This window comes from Brucella cytisi (genome assembly GCF_038433355.1).
In the GTDB taxonomy this organism is placed as follows: domain Bacteria; phylum Pseudomonadota; class Alphaproteobacteria; order Rhizobiales; family Rhizobiaceae; genus Brucella; species Brucella cytisi.
Map to the genome: position 1 here is coordinate 1 of NZ_JBCAUP010000005.1, position 21,435 is coordinate 21,435.

Sequence of the window (21,435 nt, forward strand, 5' to 3'; positions counted from 1 at the left end):
TGCCCGTGTGCGGGTTCGCCCTGCTGCGGATATTTCCTTTTGATATTCAATGTCTTGCGGCTGCAGGTGTGTGCCCGCTGCCACATGGTCTGATTTCAGCCCTGCTTGACGGCTTTCAGGCGCGTATCGCTGAGGAGGCCCTGTTCTTCGAGGACGGGATAGGCCATTGAGGCGAGAAGCGAGTTGATCTGCTTGAGGTCGCGGATCGTGTCGAGATGGATGCTGCTGGTCTCGATGCTGCGGGTGGCGCCTTCGCGCAGTCGGCTGAAATGGCGCATGCTGGTCTGCTTTTCCAGTTCACGCAGCTGGTCCTTTTCCTGCACTAGCTGACGGGCCGTACGGCCATCGCGTGAGACGATCACATTGAACGCCATGTGCGCATTGGCCAGAACCATGGCGTGGAAATGGCTGAGTTCCTTCCAGCCTTCTTCGGTGAATTCCAGCTTGTGATCCATCTTCTTTTGAACATGCGCCAGCATGTTGCGCACGATGATGTCGCCGACCTGCTCAAGCTTCACACATGCGCCCAGCAATTCCTGCATGCGCAGCGACTCGAAATCACTCAGCTCATGGGTTGCAAGCCTGGTCAGATAGAGCTTGATGGCGGCATGGCGCTTGTCCACGCGGTCATCAAGGGCTTCAAGTTCATCGATCCGCACCTGATCGGGCTTCTCATATAGCTCCATGACCCGCCGCAGCATGACTTCGATCGTGTCGCAGACGCCGACCACTTCCCGGGTCGCATTGGCAAGCGCCTGCGAGGGCCGGTCGAGCACGGCAGTGTCGAGCGCGCTATATTGCTCGATCTCGATGGGTTGCTGCGAAGCCGGGCTGCCCTTGTCCGCATTGAGATTGACCAGAGCCTCGGTTGCGCGCAGCACGAGGCCGGAAAGCGGAATACCGGCAATCATCACGATGACATTGAACAGGATATGCGCATTGACCACCTGCGAAACCGGATCGGTGCCGAGAAAGGCGACCGACGGTTTGAAGGTCTGGTAAAGCACGAGCATGATGAGTGACCCGGCGCCGCGCATCAAAAGATTGCCGAGTGGAACGACGCGGGTTTCAGGTGGCGCATGCCGGGTCAGGATCGGGGCGATGATCGAAGACCCCAGATTGACGCCGAGAACCATCACCACAGCGAGCTCTGGATGGATCAGCCCGCGCGAGGCAAAGGTGGTCAGCAGGATGACGGCGGCAACGCTGGAATGAAACAGCCATGTCATGAGGGCTGCGAGCAGATAGGCCGTGATCGGGTCGCCCGACAGATAGTCGACGATGACCGGCAGAAGCTCGCTTTGCCGCAGCGGCTCGGTAGCTTGCCCAGTCATTTCCAGCGACATGATGAGAAGGCCGATACCGACCAGAATGCGTCCGATCTGCCGCCAGTCACGACGCTCGGTGGTCATGAAGATGCCGGTGCCGATGACAAGGCAGAGCGGTACCAGAAGCGTGAGATCGTAGCTCAGGATCTTGACGACGAGGGCGGAGCCAAGCTCACCGCCGCGCACGGCCATGAGGCCTGCGATGCCGCTGACAAAACCTGAACCGACAAATGAACCGACGAGAAGCGTAACCGCTGTCGAGCTTTGCAAGGCGACAGCAAGGGCAAGGCCGAAGGCGACGGAAAGCAGCGGGTTCTGCATCTGGTTGCGCAAGCGTCTGCGCAGCCGGTCGCCATAGGCACGCTCCACCCCGGTCCGAACCATGCGTGTCGCCCAAAGCAGGAGCGCAACTGCACCGGCCAGATGCAAAAGGACCAAAGAACCATTCATCTGTTACCAACCAACGTCAATCCAATTGAGGGACAGGACTTTTCATAGGCACCGTTTGACTGCCAAAGAGGTCTTCGATTGTTTCTTCGGCGATTGCAAAGCATGTTGATGCGCCGCAGCCGCTGGTGACGACCACAACCCGTGCAGCATCCGATGGCTGATCGGTAACGCGCCAGCGACCAGGGGCCGATGCGTAAGTGCCGATCCAGCGCGCCGAGACGCTGCGCCCCGGCAATTTCAGAACGCGGTCGAGCTCGGCGAGCATGAATTCTTCAACTTCGGCTGAGCCGAAGGGATCAGGAGTTCTGGCATAGTGATGGCTGTCCCCGACGACCAATGAACCATCGGACGATTGTGCGACGATCAAGTGGATGTCGTTCGCGCGTTGGTCGGGCATTTCGCAGTTCAATTGGTGCTGCAATTCGTCGAGGCCTGGAAGCCCCGCATAGCCGGATGAGCGAGCAAGTGAGAGCTCAGAGAGGATTGTCGGCTCGAATGCTTTGTGTAACTGCGTCGTGACACGTAGCATCTGCAACTTGCAACGGGTCAGTTCATATTTCCGCAGTCTGTCGGCAAACAGACCGGTGAAATCGTCACCGGGACAGATCACGGCTGTTTCGGCTTTGACCACGCCATTACTGGTCAGGATTGACGGCGTGTTGACTGCATAAACATCGGTATTCCATTGAAATACGACACCCAGTTTTTCACGGAGGAACGCAACCATACGAGGGAGTGCTTCGCGGGACTCGACACGGATCTCATGCGGACTGAACATGGCGAATTGTGCAGCTTCCTTCCGTAATGCCGGCACAAGTTTTTGCGCGTCGCCCGTCGCGATCTTCCTGCACTCTGCTCCCATATCTGTTTCCAGGAATGCATCGATGAGGGTTTCGGCTGGACCGTGTCGAGCGGCCAGCAGCATGCCACGTTGAAGAATGTCGATGCGGGCTGCGTTGGCAACATCCTCCCATATCTCACGTGAGCGGCGCGCCTTCGTCCAGCAATCGCCTGCCGCCTGGCCGGTTATCGTTACAAAGCCAAAGTTGCGGATTGATGCGCCATTGCTCTGCGCGTCGCGGTCCAGAACTATAACTTTCTTGCCCCGAACTGCCGCAGCATAAGCGTGGGCAAGGCCGATTATACCGCCGCCGACAATAGCAACATCATAGAGCGCCATCGTGCTCGAACCTCCCGTTTCAGCGTTTCATTTGATCGTCGTTCTGAACCTCGCAAGTCTTGTTGATTGAACCTGCTTCAAATGGCTGGACTTAGGTTGTGATTTGTTCGACTATTTGTAAAATCGTTCTTTCAGATCAGTCCATAAGTTTGGGTTATAATGATCTAGTTGTTCAACACATGAGCAGGATGATATGCGATGCGATATGTGCAGCTGCGTGCTTTTCACTATGTGGCGATCCACGGCGGCTTTTCTCGTGCTGCAGAAGCTCTTTTCCTTACGCAGCCCGCAATCTCCGACCAGGTGCGCAAGCTGGAAGAAGAATATGACATCCTGCTTTTCTACCGGCATAAAAAACAGGTTACGCTTACGGAATCTGGTCAGAAGCTACTCGAAATTACCCATCGTTTGTTTGAAGTCGAGAAGCAGGCCAATGAGCTACTGTCGGAGTCCCGCGCTTTCAGGACCGGTAATCTGACAATTTTTGCTGACGCGGCGCATCATCTCCTGGACATTCTACGTATATTCCGCAATCGCTATCCGGACGTGAAAATCAGCGTGAATACGGGCAATACCGATTCCGTTGTCAGGGCTCTTTACAGTTACGAAGCCGATATTGGCATATTGGGCGAAGTCCCGAATTCGCAAGATTTCGAGATACACAGGCTCAGTTCATCTCCCATCATCGCTTTTGCGTCAGTCAATCATCCGGCATCCAAACTGCAATCCCTCACATTGGAACAACTGGCAGAGTTACCGTTGATTTTCCGCGAGCAAGGATCAAAAACACGGCGGAAGCTTGAGGAGCTTGCGTCTGGCAAGGGTATTTCTCTTGTGCCTGTCATCGAAGCAGAAGGGCGTGAGGCGGTACGGGAAATCGTTGCGAGTGGTGCCGGCATTGGTTTTGTCTCGAAAGCCGAGTTCAGTGCCGACATGCGCTTGAAAGCAATCCAGATCAACTCGGACGAGATGCTCATGGACGAAGCGGCTATCTGTCTGAACGAGCGGAGTTCGGGAGCACTCATCAGAGCGTTTATGGAAATCGCAAAAAACAGACTGTGAGGCTTTGAAGCTTCTGTTTGGCAGGCCGCTACATTTGCAGTCTGGATTCTTTCGTTCTTGTCCAGGGTGGATGTGCTGAAACTGGAAGACAAAAACCATAAGCAAAATTTATAATTTGATCTGAAAGAACGATTTTACAAATACACGGCCAAATCACAATCTATGTCCAGCCATTTGAAACAGGTTCATTCGAAAACTGTGTGGAGGACATAAATGGTGGAATACAACAAAGTCATTACGCCCCGATTTGACCCCCCCGTTCTGGGCGAGCCATATCTCCTCACGCCTGGACCGTTGACGACCGCAACCGAAGTCAAGCAGGCAATGTTGCGGGACTGGGGTTCCTGGGACGGTGATTTCCGCGGCATGACGGCGGAAATGCGCGAGCGGTTGCTGGCTATTGCCGGAGACACAAAAGGCGAATTCGACTGTGTCCCGATCCAGGGAAGCGGTTCCTTTGCGGTCGAAGCGATGTTGGGCACGTTTGTGCCCCGTGATGGCAAGATTCTCGTTCTGATCAACGGTGCCTACGGCCAGCGTATTGCGCAGACGCTGGATTATCTGGGACGTGCCTATCGCACGATTGATAAAGGCGATTACTTGCCGCCACGCGGAGATGAAGTGGCCGCGGCTCTCGATGCTGACCCCGCCATCACGCATGTGATTGTCGTGCATTGCGAAACGAGCTCAGGCATTCTCAATCCGATCGGCGAAATCTCTGAAGTGGTTTATGCACGTGGACGCAAATTGCTGGTGGACTCGATGAGTGCCTTCGGCGCAATCGATCTCAGTGTTGGCACAGTCCGTTATGAGGCAATGGTTTCGTCTGCCAATAAATGTATAGAAGGCGTGCCGGGTTTTGGGTTCGTTATTGCCCGAAAGAACGAACTGGAAGCTTCCCAGGGAAACTGTCACTCGCTGTCGCTCGATATTCATGCTCAATGGGCGGCAATGAACAAGACGGGGCAGTGGCGCTACACACCACCGACCCATGTTGTTGCCGCCTTCATGGAAGCGTTGCGCATGCATGAGGTGGAAGGTGGAGCAAAGGGTCGCCTCGCACGCTACACCGAAAACCGTGATGTCATGGTTGCCGGAATGCGCGAGCTTGGCTTTGAAACTCTGCTTCGTGACCGCTGGCTGTCGCCGATCATCGTGACATTCTTCACGCCGGCACACCCGAATTTCGAGTTCAACAGGTTTTATGAACTGATGAAGACAAAGGGCTTTATCATCTATCCCGGAAAACTGACGGTGGTCGATAGTTTCCGTATTGGCTGTATAGGTCGCATGGACGCGGCTGTCATGCGCAGGGTTGTCACGGCTGCGCGGGAAAGCCTCGATGCCATGGGCGTCGATACCGCTGTGCCACCTGCTGCAGCGCTTGATGAACGAGCGAAGCTTGCCGCATAGATTTTGAAACACGAACGGGTTTAACCCGGCCCCAAAGGATATCGACGTGAATAAGATGACCAATCTGACTGTTCCGGCAAATGATCGTGACTATAGTTGGCCCAAGGACCCGGCGATCGCGATCTGTCTGGATGGATGTGAACCGGCCTATCTGGATGAAGCTATCGCCGCCGGGCTCATGCCGACATTGAAACGGATCAAGCAGAACGGGACGGTTCGCACCGCGCACAGCGTCATTCCCAGCTTTACCAACCCGAATAATCTTTCCATTGCGACTGGGCGTCCGCCTGCTGTGCACGGGATTTGTGGAAACTATCTTTATGACCGTGAAACAGGAACGGAAGTGATGATGAATGACGTTCGCTTCCTGCGCGCGCCGACCATCTTTAAATCTTTCCATGATGCCGGCGCCAAAGTTGCAGTGGTTACGGCAAAGGACAAGTTACGCGCACTCCTGGGTGCGGGCCTGAAATATTACGATGACCGTGCGGTATGCTTCTCGGCAGAGCGCTCGGATACTACGACCAGGGCGGAAAACGGCATTGATAATGCCTCGAAATGGCTGGGCATGCCCGTGCCGGAAGTTTATTCGGCTGAATTGTCGGAGTTCGTCTTTGCTGCTGGTGTGAAGCTACTGCAGACGTTCCGTCCAGATGTAATGTATCTCACCACCACAGACTACGTGCAGCACAAGTATGCACCGGGCACACCGCAAGCCAATGCCTTCTATGAAATGTTCGACAAGTATCTGACAGAACTTGATGCGCTTGGTGCGGCAATTGTCGTTACAGCCGATCACGGAATGAAGGCGAAGCACAAGGCCGACGGTTCGCCCGATGTGGTTTATGTTCAGGATATTCTGGATGAATGGCTTGGCAAGAATGCTGCTCGGGTGATCCTGCCGATCACCGATCCTTATGTCGTGCATCACGGTGCTCTGGGCTCGTTCGCCACAGCCTATCTGCCGGAAGGCGCGGACATTACCGATATCATGAAACGACTTGCAGGGATTGAGGGTATAGACGTCGTTCTGGGTAACGCCGCCGCCGCCGAGCGCTTCGAGCTGCCAACTGACCGTATCGGCGACGTCGTTCTGGTTTCGACCGTCAACAAGGCTATCGGCACCAGCGAGCATAGACATGATCTGGCAGCACTCAACGAACCTTTGCGTTCGCACGGCGGGCTGACTGAGCAGGAAGTGCCGTTCATCGTCAACCGGCAGATGCCGGACCTGCCAAATGCGCCGGGTTTGCGGAATTTTGATGCCTTCTTCTATGCGACGAAGGCTGCAGCACATGTCGGAGCCTGACGCCCGCTATTAGAACCGCTTTCTGGTCGATGACCTGAATGTGCATATATGATGATCGAAGGAACACCCGATGGTCAAGCCTGAAACACAGATCAAGACACGTCACGAACCCATGCGTATTGCTGGCCGCCAGGTCGATGCCGATACGACTTTTGATATTCATTATCCCTATACGAATGCGGTGATCGGCACCGTCCCGGCTGGTCGGTCAGAACACGCGCGCGAAGCATTCAGGATTGCAGCCTCCTATGAATCGAAGCTGACCCGTTACGAGCGACAGAAAATCCTGTTACGCACTGCCGAGCTGTTGGTCGAGCGTAAAGAGGAAATGGCCAGCCTGATCACCTCGGAGCTCGGTATCTCCAAGATGGATGCCTATTACGAAGTCGGTCGCGCTTATGATGTCTTCACCCTTTCGGGGCAGATGTGCCTGCATGATGACGGTGAAATCTTCTCTTGCGATCTCACACCGCACGGCAAGGCGCGCAAGATTTTCACTACCCGCGAACCATTGCGCGCGATCTCTGCGATTACGCCGTTCAATCATCCGCTGAATATGGTGGCACATAAAGTTGCACCTGCGATTGCCACGAATAATTGCGTAGTGGTGAAGCCCACAGAGCTGACGCCAATGACGGCGCTCATGTTGTGCGACATCATGTATGAAGCTGGCTTGCCACCACAGATGCTGTCTGTCGTCACAGGTCTGCCCAACGATATCGGGCTGGAAATGATCACGAACCCGGATATCGATCTCATCACCTTCACCGGCGGTGTTCCAGTTGGCAAAATGATTGCCCGTACCGGTGGTTACAAGCGGATGGTATTGGAACTGGGCGGCAACGATCCTCTTATCATCCTCAACGATCTGAGCGACGATGATCTCGCGAAGGCGGCGGACCTGGCGGTTGCTGGTGCCACCAAGAATTCCGGCCAGCGCTGCACCGCAGTGAAGCGTATTCTGTGTCAGGGCAGTGTGGCGGACCGTTTCGTGCCTATGGTTCTGGAACGGGCGAAAAAAATTCGCTTTGGTGATCCCATGGACCCGAAGACGGAACTTGGTACCGTCGTGCACGAGCAGGCGGCAGCGCGTTTCGAGCAGCTTGTTTATTCTGCTGCCGAACAGGGTGCCAAGGTACTTTACGATCCGGGCAGACAGGGCGCCTTGCTGCCGCCGATCGTGGTAGACGAAGTTCCCCATCATTCGGAACTGGTTATGCAGGAAACATTCGGTCCCGTTATTCCGATCATACGGGCACCTGAAGATGACGACGCACTGATAGCTCTGTCGAATTCAACGGATTTTGGTTTGTCGTCAGGCGTCTGCACCAATGATTACCGTCGCATGCAGAAATACATCCGGGGTCTCAAGGTCGGTACCGTCAATATCTGGGAAGTGCCAGGGTATCGGATCGAGATGTCTCCGTTTGGTGGCATCAAGGACTCCGGCAATGGCTACAAGGAAGGCGTGATTGAAGCCATGAAGAGCTTCACCAACGTCAAGACATTCTCGCTCCCCTGGGAAGCATAAGCGAGATAGCTGGAAGGGCTGAAACATCGGGGGAGGGAAAGCTGATGAAACTGGCGGTGCATACGGAAGGCGAATCCAATCGCTCGGAAGCCCGCCAGCGCTGGCAGGCGCAAACGAACAGCTCTGCCATGCAGCAATTGCTGAACCGCGATGCCGGGGTTTTCCTGCATCAAAGCTTGTCCAGCCCTTGTCTAACAGCGATCGTCAGGGCGCAGGGCATTTGGATCGAGGATGCCAATGGGCGACGTTTCATGGATTTCCATGGCAATAGCGCCCATAATATCGGTTATGCGCATCCCCGTCTGATTGAAGCCGTCAAGAAGCAGATGGACGAGCTTTGTTTTGCGCCTCGTCGCTTCACTTGTGAACCTGCAATAGAGCTTGCGGAAAAGCTCGCCGCACTCGCGCCCGGCGATCTTGGCAAAGTGCTGTTTACCACCGGCGGATCGGACGCCATCGAAGTCGCGTTGAAGGTCGCTCGTGCCGCCACGGGACGATTCAAGACATTATCCTTCTGGGACGCCTTTCATGGTGCAGGTTTCGGCGCATCATCGGTCGGCGGCGAGGCGACGTTCCGTTCAGGTATTGCCGGCCCGCTGTTACCGGGGACGGAGCATGTGCCGCCCTTTGCCTGTTATCGCTGCCACTACAAGCACAAGAGCCCGGAGACTTGCGGCATTGCCTGCGCAGATGTCGTGTCGTTTGTGCTGGAACGCGAAGGAGATATTGCAGCTGTCGTCGCCGAACCCATGCGTGCGACGCCTTATCCGCCACCGCCAGGATTCTGGAAAAAGGTGCGTGAGGCCTGCGACCAGCACGGTACCTTGTTGATCTTTGATGAAATACCGACCGGACTGGGTAAGACAGGTAAATTTTTCGCGTCCGATCATGACGGCGTTACGCCAGACATGATTGTGCTTGGAAAATCGCTCGGCGGAGGGCTGTTGCCCATTGCCAGCACGATCGTCCGTCGCGATCTCGATGTCTGCGGCGACTATGCTATCGGCCATTATACGCACGAGAAGAATCCGGTCACGGCCCGCGCGGCACTCACGACCATTGAGATCATTGAACAGGATGGCCTGGTCGAACGCGCTGCAGAGCTTGGCGCCTACGCAATGGAACGTTTGCGCGAGCTGCAAACACGCTGTCGTCATATTGGTGATGTGCGCGGACGAGGAATGCTTTTTGGCGTGGAACTGGTGACAGATTGCTACACGCGTACACCCGATCAGGCGATGGCGGAAGCTGTCTATTATCGCTGCCTGGACGGTGGTGTCAGTTTCAAGATCAGTCAGGGGAATGTGTTGACGCTGTCGCCGCCTTTGATCATTACGAGAACCGAGCTGGATCAGGCTTTGGATGTCATCGAAGGAGCCATTCTCGAGGCAAGTAGCTGCTGATCGTCCATTATAAGTTCCGCCTTGGAATTCATAAAATAAATAGATTTTACTTATTCACCTTGACTGCACACTATACTGCAAAAAAAACAGGAAAAGTCCGAGAAGCATCGGACAGGGAACATAAAACCAGGCCTTGAAAGGTCTGAAAATGGGGAAATTCATATGCTGAAACATGGTGCATTCGTATTTTCACTCGTGGCCGCCTTGAGCTTGCCTTTTAGCGCGCGGGCTCAACAGTCCGAACTAACCGTCTACACTGCGTTCGAGGCAGTTGACCTGCAGCGTTTCGCCGACGCTTTCAACAAGGACCACCCGGACATCAAGATCAATTGGGTGCGCGACTCTACCGGCGTGATGACCGCCAAGTTGCTGGCTGAGAAGAACAATCCCAAGGCCGATATCATCTGGGGTATTGCTGCCACGTCATTGCTGGTATTGAAAAGCGAAGGAATGCTGGAGCCCTACACGCCGAAGGACGTTGACAAGCTCGATCCGCGTTTCGTGGACAAGGATCGTCCGACCAGCTGGATCGGGCTTGATGCCTATGTCGCCGCCGTATGCTTCAATACAGTAGAGGCTGAAAAACTGGGTCTGAAACCGCCAAAGAGTTGGGCGGACCTGACCAAGCCCGAATATAAGGGACATGTCGTGATGCCCAATCCGGCCTCGTCGGGAACTGGCTTCCTCGATGTATCATCCTGGCTGCAGGTATTCGGCGAGAAGGAGGGGTGGACTTTCATGGATGCTCTTCACGCCAATATCGCCAATTATACCCATTCCGGTTCCAAGCCGTGCAAGATGGCAGGAGCCGGTGAAATACCGATTGGCATTTCGTTTGAGTTTCCGGCGTCACAAGTCAAGAAGGCCGGCGCACCGATTGATATCATTTTCCCGGAAGAAGGGTCTGGTTGGGAGTCGGAAGCGGTCGCGATAATGGCCGGCACGCCCAATCTGGAGGCTGCCCGGACCCTCATGGACTGGACGCTGACCCCCAATGCAATGGAAGCACTCAACCAGAGTTTCGCCGTGGTGGCCCTGCCAAGTGTTGCCAAGCCGGTGGAGCATATTCCGTCGGATCTCAAATCCAGGATGATCGACAACAATCTGGAATGGGCTGCCAATAACCGGAAGGCAATTCTGGATGAGTGGACGAAGCGCTACGATTCCAAATCCGAATCCAAAGGGTGAAGCATTTTCTGCAGAAACGAAGCTCGGTTTGCGGCGCGCAATACGTGAAGTCAGCTGGACGTTCACAGCGCTGCAAACCGTGCACTTTCAGGTCCGTACGGGAGAAAAACATGCTCATCCAGAGGAATTTAAGCGTGAACCACGATGCCGCTTCGAATTCTGTGACGTTTAACGACACGCTATCGGCAAATCCTGCGGAACAGGTTCGCAAGAGCTATCTTCAGATCGAAGGTCTATCGAAGAACTTTGGTGAATTTCAAGCTCTGAAAGACATCAATCTTGAAATAGGCGAGGGTGAGTTCATCTGCTTTCTCGGTCCTTCCGGATGCGGCAAGACCACTCTTCTGCGTGCGATTGCCGGACTGGATCTGCAAACACGAGGCAGCATCCGGCAGGCGGGACGGAATATTTCGGTCTTGCCTCCTTCACAACGGGATTACGGCATCGTTTTCCAGTCCTATGCGTTGTTTCCCAATCTGACGATCGAAAAGAATATCGCCTTCGGGCTGGAGAACTGGAAGCGTCCGCGCGCCGAGATAAAGGCACGTGTTGAAGAACTGCTCGAGCTGATCGATCTGGCCGATCAGGCGCACAAGTATCCGGCACAGCTTTCAGGTGGCCAGCAACAGCGCGTCGCACTGGCCAGGGCAATCGCAATTTCGCCGGGACTGCTTCTGCTGGATGAGCCACTTTCGGCGCTTGATGCGAAAGTCCGGGTTCATCTGCGACACGAAATCAAGGAACTGCAACGCAAGCTTGGCGTCACCACGATCATGGTTACCCACGATCAGGAAGAAGCATTGGCGACGGCTGACCGCATCGTCGTGATGAATGGCGGCAAAATTGAACAGGTGGGAACTCCACTTGAGGTCTATCGCAAGCCCACGACGTTGTTTGTGGCTGACTTCATTGGCGAAACCAACAAATATCCGGTTGTGGTCGGCAATGAAGGTGCGGTTGGAGTGGGGCGTTTTTCTCTTCACTGTCATGAGCATGATCTGCCTGCCGGTTCCGAAGCCGTCGCCGTTATTCGTCCCAATGATATCGTGCCGCATGGACGTTTAATCGATGATCGCTCCTTTGCCGAAAATGGCGAGAACCTGATTGAGGTACAGATCGAATCCATGGAGTTTTTGGGATCATTCTGGCGCACGCACATGCGCAGTCCTGATCTTCAGAACCAGCCTTTGATTGCAGATTTTTCGGTCAATGCCGAGCGGCGTCTCGGGCTTGGCGCGGGCATGTCGATCCTGGTTCAACTGCCAAAGAGCCGCATGTTGGTTTTTGGCAAGAGGGGGCAGTGATGAGTACTTTCAGCGACCATCTGGCTGGACCAGCCGCCTCCCGCAAAACGGTATTCCGTAAAGTGAGCGCTGATGAATGGATCAAGCGCGGCATGATGCTGGTAATAGGCCTTTATCTCCTTATGACGCTGGCCGCGCCGCTTTACGTCATGCTGACCAAGTCCTTCAACAGCTACCAGTTCCGGCTCGGCAATTTTGAAGTTCAGGTCGGCGACGGAAAGGGTAACTGGCAGGAGCCAAAAACGCTTGCTGCGCTGAATGAAGTGCTTGGCGTCCTCAAACCCGATGACCTTGCCACATCCAACAGTGGCCGATTGTCACCAACCGATCTGTTTCCGGATTTCAGTTTCCGCGGGCCAGAACATTACCGAATTCGCGGGCTGACACTGGATGCGCGCTTCCTTGTGGGCTCGACGCCTCATCAAGGTGAGGCGTGGCAGGAGCTGGACTCCAACACGTTCCGGCGCGTCATGCTGATGCCGTCGCAGATAGTCGGGCTTGAAAACTACCGGACCTATTTTACGTCACCAACGCTGTTTCTGTCGATCAGGAATTCGTTTCTGATCGCGGTCATCAGCACGATCCTGACAGTAACGCTCGCGTTCGGGTTCGCGTATGCACTTAACCGCTCGCAGATGCGTTTCAAGGGGCTCTTCAAGCTGATCGCCGTCATGCCAATTCTCGTTCCGTCTTTGTTGCCGGGGATCGGGCTGATTTATCTGTTCGGCAATCAGGGTATACTAAAGGAGCTGCTTTTCGGCGTGTCGATCTACGGACCACTGGGGATCGTTCTCGGTTCCGTATTCTTTACCTTCCCGCATGCGTTGATGATCATATCGACTGCGCTCGCCGTCTCCGATGCCCGTCATTATGAAGCAGCCGAGGCCTTGCGCACTTCGAAGTGGCGCACGTTCTGGACCGTTACCGTTCCGGGTGCCCGGTACGGTCTGATCTCTGCGGCATTCGTTGTGTTCAATCTGGTGATTACCGATTTCGGCTTGCCCAAAGTTATCGGCGGCCAGTTCAATGTGCTTGCCGTCGACATATACAAGCAGGTTATTGGCCAGCAGAATTTCGAGATTGGCGCAGTGGTGTCAGTCATGCTGTTGTGTCCGGCAATCCTTGCCTTCTTCGTCGATCGGGCCATTCAGCGAAAACAGGTCGCTCTGCTGTCTGCCCGCGCTGTACCACTGGTGCCAAAGAAGAAGCCGGTTGTAGATAATCTGAGCCTTCTCTATTGTACATTTATTGCGGTTTTCATTGTCGGCTTGATGGCGGTGTGCCAATTGGCGGCTGTCGTCAGTTTCTGGCCTTATGATATGACATTGAGTCTGCGCAATTTCGATTTCAGTCGCATGGATGGCGGCGGGTGGGTTGCCTATGGCAATTCGATCCAGCTTGCTTTCATGACGGCGATCATTGGCACGATCATTGTGTTCGTTGGCGCTTATGCAGTGGAGAAGACAGATGGCTTTTCCAAGGGAAGGATGCTGTTCCAGTTTCTCGCGATGCTTCCAATGGCTGTGCCAGGTATGGTGCTGGGCCTTTCCTATATCTTCTTCTTTAACAATCCCTCCAATCCGCTTCATGGTATCTACGGAACCATGGCTATACTTGTCATCTGCACTGTTACGCATTTTTACAGCGTCGCACATCTCACGGCGCTCACGGCGTTAAAGCAGATGGATTCAGAGTTTGAAGCAGTATCGGCCTCGCTCAAGCAACCATTCTATAAACTGTTCGTCCGGGTGACGGTGCCGGTCTGCCTGCCAGCCATTCTTGATATTTCACTCTACTTGTTCGTCAACGCCATGACTACGGTATCGGCAGTGGTATTCCTCTACTCGGCTCATACTGCGCTTGCTTCTATTGCCGTTCTCAACATGGACGATGCAGGTGATGTGGCACCGGCGGCAGCGATGGGCATGATGATATTCTATACCAATGTGGTTGCTCGCCTGGTGTACTTCGCAGTGTCCCGCTTCATGCTCAATCGCACGCAATCCTGGCGGCTCAGGGAGGCTTGAATTGATTACATGAACAATAGTGCAGTCATATTAGTCGATAAGTTTAGAGCGCACCTGCTTTTGAAAGCGTGCTTCAGGACACTCCCTTCGTCGGCCACGCCGGTGTCCCAGGCCGCCGTTCAATGGTTACCCGATGTGAGGAAAATACAGCCCCGGGACAGGATCGGAAGCAAAAGTATAGTGAAAGCGTTTCTCGCCGTCGAGTAAGTGCCTTAATTTGCCTAAAGGATCCTAAGGCAGATCCTTGACGCTGAAAGGACAGAGTCTGAGTTTGGTTCTGTGATCGTCCGTACCTTTTTCTCCCGATGGAGTGTGACCTTTGAAATAACCTCTTTGCCATTTGGTTTTTGCAGCCTCGGAATTCGGATCATGCAAAGTTGCGTTGAAATTGTCGCGGCTTTCCTTCCATGTCAGGTACTCCCGATGCAAGTCTGGATCGCTTGATAGAGTTTGGATCTGGGGCGTTAAATCTTCGAGCCCGTTTCTCGGAATTGGAAATATATGGCAAAATGGTTCTCCCTCCTCGAAATACACTCGTTGAAACGGTCGGGTAAAACGCCAGTTCATCGTGAAAGTGTATGGTGACCAATCCGTCTCCACAATTCCCGTTAGCGGAGAAATAGCGTCTTTTGGCCTGTTAACCGGACCTGTAACAAACAAATCAAACCCAGGCTCTGTCTTGAACAGGCAGGGCACCTGAAAGGTGAGTATTCCATCTCCGAAATGGCTGGATACCTGAATCGAAGGATCATTTCTGGCCAGGATCCTGATCGCATCCAGCGACTTTCTGCCGTTCCAGCTTGCGGAAAAGCCGAACTTGCAGAGCAGCTCCCAACCGTGAGCATTCGCGATGTTGAGGGGGAGGCAACGATAGGCGAAGCGTTGATCGCTTTGATCCATCCAGTCCCGCTCTAGGGGAGCCGGGCGAATATTCAGTTCAAGACCATCCAGAGTGTAGGCGACAAGTTTACTCATCCGGGAATCCACCGCCGTTTGCTTTTGAAACGAGCGCTGGCAATCGATGGATTGCCAGCAGCCCGTCCGCTTACCATTTAATTCTCAAGCCCACTTCACCAGCAAATGTTTCGGCCTTGTTTCCATCGACATCGAACGAATAACTCACATCTCCGAAAGCAGATACGTTCTCGTTAAAGGCGTAAGATCCTCCAACGTTGATATCGAGCCAGGTTCCCCCGATCTCACTCACGAACGGCGTGTCGTTGAATTTTACCACACTGTCTGCAGAGAAACCGTGCCAAAGGTTTAATCCGACATGAGCTTTGCCGAACCCCTCCGTATATTCAAACCGTGCACCTATCCGACCCGTCACCGCATCAAATGAATCGTGCGTGACATCTGAGAACTGGTCATTTGCGTCATCGATGTTGATATGCTGCCATATCAATTGTGCCTGTGGCTCAAGTGCCCAGCCTTCCGAGAGTTCAAAAGGTCGACCGGTTTCCACAGATGCCGCAAAGCTTGAGCCATCCACATCCGAACCTATGCCGCGTCTGGATTCACTGCTTCCGTTCAACCAGCCATATTTGGCTACTACATCGAGATACCACCCACTTGGAGCAATTCTGGTCCAGTATGCTCCGATGCTGTCTTCATTCAAATTCAGTTCGCCAGCAGCAAGGCTTATACCGCCAAGAATATTGCCGCTGATGTCACCGGAGGCTTCTGCATGGGTATAAAACAGGCCGAACCGGTCGACGACGCCGTTATCGTGTTCAACACCCAGCAAATCGGTGCCAAGCTGTAGTCCCCAGTAATTGCCATCGAACTCCGGGCCGATTTTGTAACCGGCATTACCCAGTTTTCCTTCAGCACCGAGCTCACTATGCGCACCAAAAACTCTGCCCCATACCCCGGGCTGGGTGTGGTTCGCGCTATCTGTATAAACCAGTCCGCCTAGTCCCGATAAGAATGACTGATCACCTCGACGCTGATGAAAAGTCCCCATTGTCATCAAACCCAGTCGCTGTGCAGCCAGTGGCGCAACTATCTGACCCGGCACCTCGGGCCTTATATTAGGTACCGGTACCGGTACCGGCTGAGGCGACGGCGGAGAAGGCGGTGACGGTGGTGCCGGAGGCGCTGGAGGCGAAGGCGGCGATGGAGGTGCGGGAGGCGAAGGAGGGGCCGGGGGTGAAGGTGGAGAGGGCGGTGAAGGAGGTGCCGGAGGCGCTGGAGGCGAAGGCGGCGATGGTGGTGCGGGAGGTCCTGGAGGTGAAGGCGGCGATGGTGGCGTTATAGTATTCCGCAAGAACCAGTCATTATCGGTGTCAGCTGATGGAACAATACCACCCCGGTATAACCCGTATTCAAATGGCCCAGCCGCAACCGGACCTCCTAATGAGAACGCTTGAGTACCTGTTGTGGCGCTATTGATCGCATCAACAACCTGAATCCCATTGCCAACAGTCAGGGCACCTGGACCGTCAACATTCGTTACCATTATGTTTGTGGAGCCGCCGCCCTGGCCACCGTCTATAATCAGTTTGTCAGATGGAGAGTCATCGCCTCCGAGATAGCTGTGAAGCCACAATTTACCGTTCTGGCCCATATAGTTGCCCCGAATGGTAAATGTGTCGTGTAACGAGTTACCCGAGGAGGGTTGATCGTTAGTCAGATTTATGACGCCGGCGTTGTTCACGGTGACCAACTGCGAACGGTCATGGGGTAGAATGCCATAACCATATGATTCGCCGGCATTTATCATACTGGAAACGTCAAGAGAGATTGTCCCTGTGCCTGTTTCCGCGTCTCCAAGCGTCAGGTTCCCGGTGGTATAAATAAATGATAGTTGCGAGCCGTTTCGCAGCTCGATTTCTTCCCAGTTTACGATGTTGCTGGGATGATCACCCGAGCCATATCCTCCATCATTACTTGTATGTTGCCAGATCAGTGTGTCATGTCCCAGCCCGCCATCGATTTGCTTTCCAGCGGTCATGTTTGCCTCTGTGAGGTTTCCAAAACGTGCTACATCATCGCCTTCGCCCATTTGAACGGTAGCCGCGATATTCCCCACGAACCAGACGAAGTTATCGTCACCTGGACCCATATCTACGGATGTCTGGACCGTGCCTGCTACAAGCTGCAGATCGTCATTCCCTGCACCCAAGGCTATGGAACCTGCAAAAAACCCCCGGTTTATTACGGTATCGTTCGAATCCCCCGAACTTGTGACACCGTTCTGGACAGTACCGTCTTCCAGGTTGATTATGACGTTGTTTCCGCCGCCATATAATTGAATGTTTCCGTCGATCAATCCGTTGTTGTTCAGCCGGAAGCTGTCATTATCGGTTGCGACCAGACCATTCGTGAGGGTGCCGCGATTATTCAACACGCTGGTTCCTGGCCCGGTAATTGATACGTCGCTCGTGAAACTAGCTGTGCTATCAGCATTGATCGTTACCGATTGTGCCGTAAAGCTTGGACCAGGTCCCGTACCGGAGCAATCATAGGTACCGGTGCCGGGACTTGTCTCGACGCAGTCTGCCAAAGCACGATTCTGTGACCAACATACTAGCGCCAGGGATGCGACAGACTGTAACAATAAAAATCGATGATAATTTTTCAATGTTAAACGTGATTTAGAGGAACTAAAGGCCCCATCCAGGGCGAATGTCCGGAATATTCTCCAGTTCCTTTTATTGATCATTGTCTACTTCTCCTAGACTATCCTCTTTACCTTGCAAGGAGGATGCCTTTACCCTGATCTGGTTTCGACTGGCTCCGCACCACAATCCAACCTGATTTGATGCGAGAAAGCTAAAATAAAAAGGCACCACGGAGTGTGCAAAAGGGTAAGTACGTTACGGTAAATTTGCAACAAAAGACCTGATATTCGATGAGTTGGTTGGTCTTCCGAGGATGTGCTGTCATCCCGCCTAGTTCAATCGAAGGTTTCCTCAATCCCCGTACAATTTCTGACAGTATAGCTTACAAGACGGTTACCAGTGTACCAGTTTGGTCGATATGCGACCCTGGCTGTTTCTGCGAAACAGAACTCAAGTGGACCGTGAATTAGGGTCGGCGATAGTTGTATAGGTATATTTACCGTAACGTACTTTGATGTGCGCGGGACTATGGCATCATTCAATGCCATAGTTTCGAACGCAGGAAGAATGACTATTAGCAACTCGATGTTTTCGTCGCGAGAACCGCAGCTGCGCTGGAAAAGACAATTCAAAAAGGTGTTTAACTTCATTTATATCGGGAGTTGCGAATATGACAGCCATGTGCAGGGAAGCGTCTTTAAGATATCGTTCTTTTCTAGGTTTGGTTGCTGCAATGTCGGTTGCTTTTTTTGGAGCAACCGAGTTTGTAAACGGCGCAACCAGGCTTTTCGGCTTTCCATCGCTCGTGCTTGGAGGGCAAACGGCCAAGGCGGTTTTGCATCAGTTTGATACGCCTTTTGAAAACCAGATCAACGCCGGGGTAATGCAGATTTCACTCGAAAAGACGACGATTTCCGAAATACAAAACCATTTTGGAGGAGATGTTCAATCGCATACTGCTATGGGGAAAGGTACGACCTGGCTATGTTATGATCTCGATGTCGATGGATTAAAGAGACGTATCTGGTTCGTGTCCGACAGTCAGGAGAAGGATGATGATGACTTCGTCAATTTTGTCTCCACTGAGGTAGCTAAAGATCATACCCCAGGATGTGAGGTTCCTCGGGTAGATCTTACTGGGCTCTCACTCCCGGTTCCGACTTTAAAGGATCGTCCAGACGCACTGAAGAAACGTTTCGGCGTTGGTGTAAAGCAGGGCTTAATCCGCTATTCGAATGAACAGACTGCCCAAACGGGGGTGGAGACCGTACAGTCGCTTGTCTATCGTGTGCAAGACGGAGAAATTGATGCGGTAGCATTCTCACAGGCTACTGCACATCGATAGTATCGAGTTATGGCCCTGCATAGCGATGAATATCATGCGTGGGTGACCCTCATTAGACGCCTGTAGAAGCGCTGCGTTCGGGAATTTGTCTTTTCCAACGTTTTCCGGTCAGCGGAATTGTCGGGCTGAAAAAAGCGCCTGATGAGGCTGCTTCCGCAAGGGTAGTGCGAACAACGCGCGTAATGCTGTCGCCGACACCGCGATTGATCGGTCACCCGTTCCCCGGATGAAGTTTCATTCTTTAGTTTGGCGGGAGGATATTTCGGTGCCAGGTAGTTTACGGCTGCGGCGGTTCACAAGCCAGTCGCGGCACACACACTTTTCAATGCTACTATACCGGTGGATAATTATGACATGTTGACGACATCCCGGAACACTCCAAAAAATGGGGTGGGCTAGAGAGCTATACTCGCGGCATGATAAGAAAATGAGTCGGACGCAAATAAAGCCCAGTAAACGTGAACAACTCAGCTCGATCGACGGACAATCCTGATGCTCCTGTTCTGGCCATCAATCGCGCAGCCAATATTTGAAGAAAGACTTGAATCGTCACGAAACTCGACCGCTTGATGATGCCCGCACAAACGCGTCCTAACCGGTCAGAAATGAAGCCAGAGCCACTGCTATCGGACCCGCGAGAGGAAGCAACACATTTGAAATAGCATAGGTTACCGTATAGCCAATCACAGGAATAGAGTTTCCCGCACGTGAAACGAGAGCACTGATAGTGGGAGTACTACAATGTTGCCCTGCGATTGCCCCCAACAGGATAGGAGTCTCGATTTTCATCAGTTTCGAGCCCACAAAAAGCGACACCGTCGCTGGTATGACGGATACAAGGACCGCCAGAAACGGTAAAATAAGACCGTACTTCTTAACAAGATCAACTGCGTCCGGGCCCGCACTGAGACCGATCGATGCAATGAACGCAGCCAGACCAAAATCCTTCGCAAAATCAGCTGCGGCAAGCGGTAGTTTACCAAAAACCGGATGACGCATATTCAGCCAGCCAAATATCAAACCGGACACCAGTGCTCCTCCGCCTGAACCCAGCGTTAGCACCAGAGTTCCGAACTTGAAACTTAACTGGCCTACGAGGAGCCCGACAATGACGCCGATCCCCAGGAACATGAAGTCGGTTTTATTCCCATGCGGCAGCAATTTCCCCAGTTCCTGTGCAGCTCGTGATACGGCTCGATCCTCACCATAGAGCGATACAACATCTCCCTGTTGCAGAATCGTTCCCGATAAAGCAGGGATGCTCTGTCCCATACGCCGCACGCTTACGATGAAGATACCCCGTTGCAATTCGGGATCGGCGATATGCCGGAGCTGACGGATTTGGCGACCGAAAGCTTCCTTGCGTGTCAGAACGACGTCCTGGATTGTCAGTTGGAAACTAGTTCCTTGTGGTACTGGTACTTCTTTGCCCATTTGATCGGAAGCGGCTATCACCGCATTTCGACGTCCGCGTACGAAAACAATGTCGTCGTCTCTTAATCGAAAATCTGCTGATACTTCCAGAAGTTCACTATCGCGTTGCACGCGCTCAATCGCAACGGCCCAATTGCGGCTCTGTTCAAACTCCCCAATTGATTGACCGCTGAGACCACCTGCACGAAATGCGCGCCCAACAAACACAGGAAACCCCTCAACCGGGTCGTTGTCATCATCCGTTGATCCGAGTGATCGTGCAAGTTGCTGAGCTTCTTGTTTCAGGTCAGACTTCAAGATCAAAGGAGCGATCTGCGTCGTAAAAACAACTATTGAAACCAGACCGAAGAGGTAAGTGAGACTATAGGCCGTTGCAACATTTGCCTGTAACTGGAGGATCGTTTCTTCGTTCATATCGAGACGAGCGATGGCCTCCGAGGCAGTACCGATTACAGCTGACTCAGTTGCTGACCCAGCGAATAAACCCACCGCTGTGCCAATATCCATCCGAAAGACAAGTATGGATAATGCCAGTAACGCCAGTACACACACGATCTCGAGTATCGAAAAAATTCCGTAGCGCCATCCACCACGGATGTTGGCAAAAAACTGGGGACCAGCAGTAAATCCAAGTGCATATATAAAAAGGGCAAAAGCAGCGTCTTTGAGGTCGGGACTGATCCGCACTCCCAATTGGCCAACAGCCAACGCTACAAAAAGTGTTCCACACACCCCGCCAAGCTCAATCGGGCCAACTCTTATTTTACCTACCAGATAGCCAAAGCCGACACATCCGAAAAGTGCAATAACAGGATTGATAAAGGACAACATGAGTAAGATCCTGACCAGGAGTGACGGCGGAAAGCTGTGAAATAGTTCTAGTCTTCAAGCGATA

Annotated in this window: 14 protein-coding genes; 9 read left to right on the forward strand and 5 right to left on the reverse strand. The window is 53.2% G+C overall.

Features of this window, described 5'->3' with window-relative positions:
* Window positions 1–95: 95 nt before the first annotated feature.
* Window positions 96–1,778, reverse strand: coding sequence for a Na/Pi cotransporter family protein (locus tag AAE521_RS06405; RefSeq protein ID WP_342060767.1), 1,683 nt, complete (start codon window positions 1,776–1,778; stop codon window positions 96–98).
* 16 nt (window positions 1,779–1,794) lie between these two features.
* Window positions 1,795–2,958, reverse strand: coding sequence for a TIGR03364 family FAD-dependent oxidoreductase (locus AAE521_RS06410; protein ID WP_071631702.1), 1,164 nt, complete (start codon window positions 2,956–2,958; stop codon window positions 1,795–1,797).
* A 198-nt stretch (window positions 2,959–3,156) separates the two neighbouring features.
* On the opposite strand from AAE521_RS06410, the gene AAE521_RS06415 reads away from it, so the two are divergent.
* From AAE521_RS06415 to AAE521_RS06450, 8 genes are all read left to right on the forward strand, one after another.
* Window positions 3,157–4,020, forward strand: coding sequence for a LysR substrate-binding domain-containing protein (locus AAE521_RS06415; protein WP_071631701.1), 864 nt, complete (start codon window positions 3,157–3,159; stop codon window positions 4,018–4,020).
* A gap of 213 nt (window positions 4,021–4,233) precedes the next feature.
* Complete coding sequence (locus AAE521_RS06420; RefSeq protein ID WP_071631700.1) at window positions 4,234–5,433, forward strand: 2-aminoethylphosphonate--pyruvate transaminase; 1,200 nt, start codon at window positions 4,234–4,236, stop codon at window positions 5,431–5,433.
* Between the two features lie 55 nt (window positions 5,434–5,488).
* Entirely contained in the window at window positions 5,489–6,742 is a 1,254-nt protein-coding gene (phnA, locus tag AAE521_RS06425) for a phosphonoacetate hydrolase (protein ID WP_374865038.1), read from the forward strand.
* A gap of 70 nt (window positions 6,743–6,812) precedes the next feature.
* Window positions 6,813–8,273, forward strand: a complete 1,461-nt coding sequence (gene phnY, locus AAE521_RS06430) for a phosphonoacetaldehyde dehydrogenase (RefSeq protein WP_342060769.1) — start codon at window positions 6,813–6,815, stop codon at window positions 8,271–8,273.
* A 44-nt stretch (window positions 8,274–8,317) separates the two neighbouring features.
* On the forward strand, window positions 8,318–9,676 hold the full coding sequence (pbfA, locus tag AAE521_RS06435; RefSeq protein WP_342060770.1) for a (R)-1-hydroxy-2-aminoethylphosphonate ammonia-lyase: 1,359 nt from the start codon (window positions 8,318–8,320) through the stop codon (window positions 9,674–9,676).
* 162 nt (window positions 9,677–9,838) lie between these two features.
* On the forward strand, window positions 9,839–10,864 hold the full coding sequence (locus AAE521_RS06440) for a putative 2-aminoethylphosphonate ABC transporter substrate-binding protein (protein ID WP_071631696.1): 1,026 nt from the start codon (window positions 9,839–9,841) through the stop codon (window positions 10,862–10,864).
* 134 nt (window positions 10,865–10,998) lie between these two features.
* Window positions 10,999–12,168 (forward strand): putative 2-aminoethylphosphonate ABC transporter ATP-binding protein, encoded by a 1,170-nt coding sequence (locus tag AAE521_RS06445; protein WP_374865020.1) that lies wholly within the window; start codon window positions 10,999–11,001, stop codon window positions 12,166–12,168.
* Complete coding sequence (locus AAE521_RS06450; RefSeq protein ID WP_071631695.1) at window positions 12,168–14,195, forward strand: putative 2-aminoethylphosphonate ABC transporter permease subunit; 2,028 nt, start codon at window positions 12,168–12,170, stop codon at window positions 14,193–14,195. The genes AAE521_RS06445 and AAE521_RS06450 overlap by 1 nt, the downstream gene beginning before the upstream one ends.
* Before the next feature lie 231 nt (window positions 14,196–14,426).
* Here the strand turns inward: AAE521_RS06450 and AAE521_RS06455 are convergent, their stop codons facing one another.
* Together AAE521_RS06455 and AAE521_RS06460 are read right to left on the reverse strand one after the other, a co-directional pair.
* On the reverse strand, window positions 14,427–15,170 hold the full coding sequence (locus tag AAE521_RS06455) for a DUF6065 family protein (protein ID WP_342060771.1): 744 nt from the start codon (window positions 15,168–15,170) through the stop codon (window positions 14,427–14,429).
* 70 nt (window positions 15,171–15,240) lie between these two features.
* Entirely contained in the window at window positions 15,241–17,862 is a 2,622-nt protein-coding gene (locus AAE521_RS06460) for an autotransporter family protein (RefSeq protein WP_342060772.1), read from the reverse strand.
* Between the two features lie 569 nt (window positions 17,863–18,431).
* On the opposite strand from AAE521_RS06460, the gene AAE521_RS06465 reads away from it, so the two are divergent.
* A complete protein-coding gene (locus tag AAE521_RS06465) occupies window positions 18,432–19,106 on the forward strand; it encodes a hypothetical protein (RefSeq protein ID WP_342060773.1) in 675 nt (224 codons plus the stop codon).
* 591 nt (window positions 19,107–19,697) lie between these two features.
* Here AAE521_RS06465 and aspT read toward each other — a convergent pair.
* A complete protein-coding gene (aspT, locus tag AAE521_RS06470) occupies window positions 19,698–21,371 on the reverse strand; it encodes an aspartate-alanine antiporter (RefSeq protein WP_071631690.1) in 1,674 nt (557 codons plus the stop codon).
* Window positions 21,372–21,435: the final 64 nt, after the last annotated feature.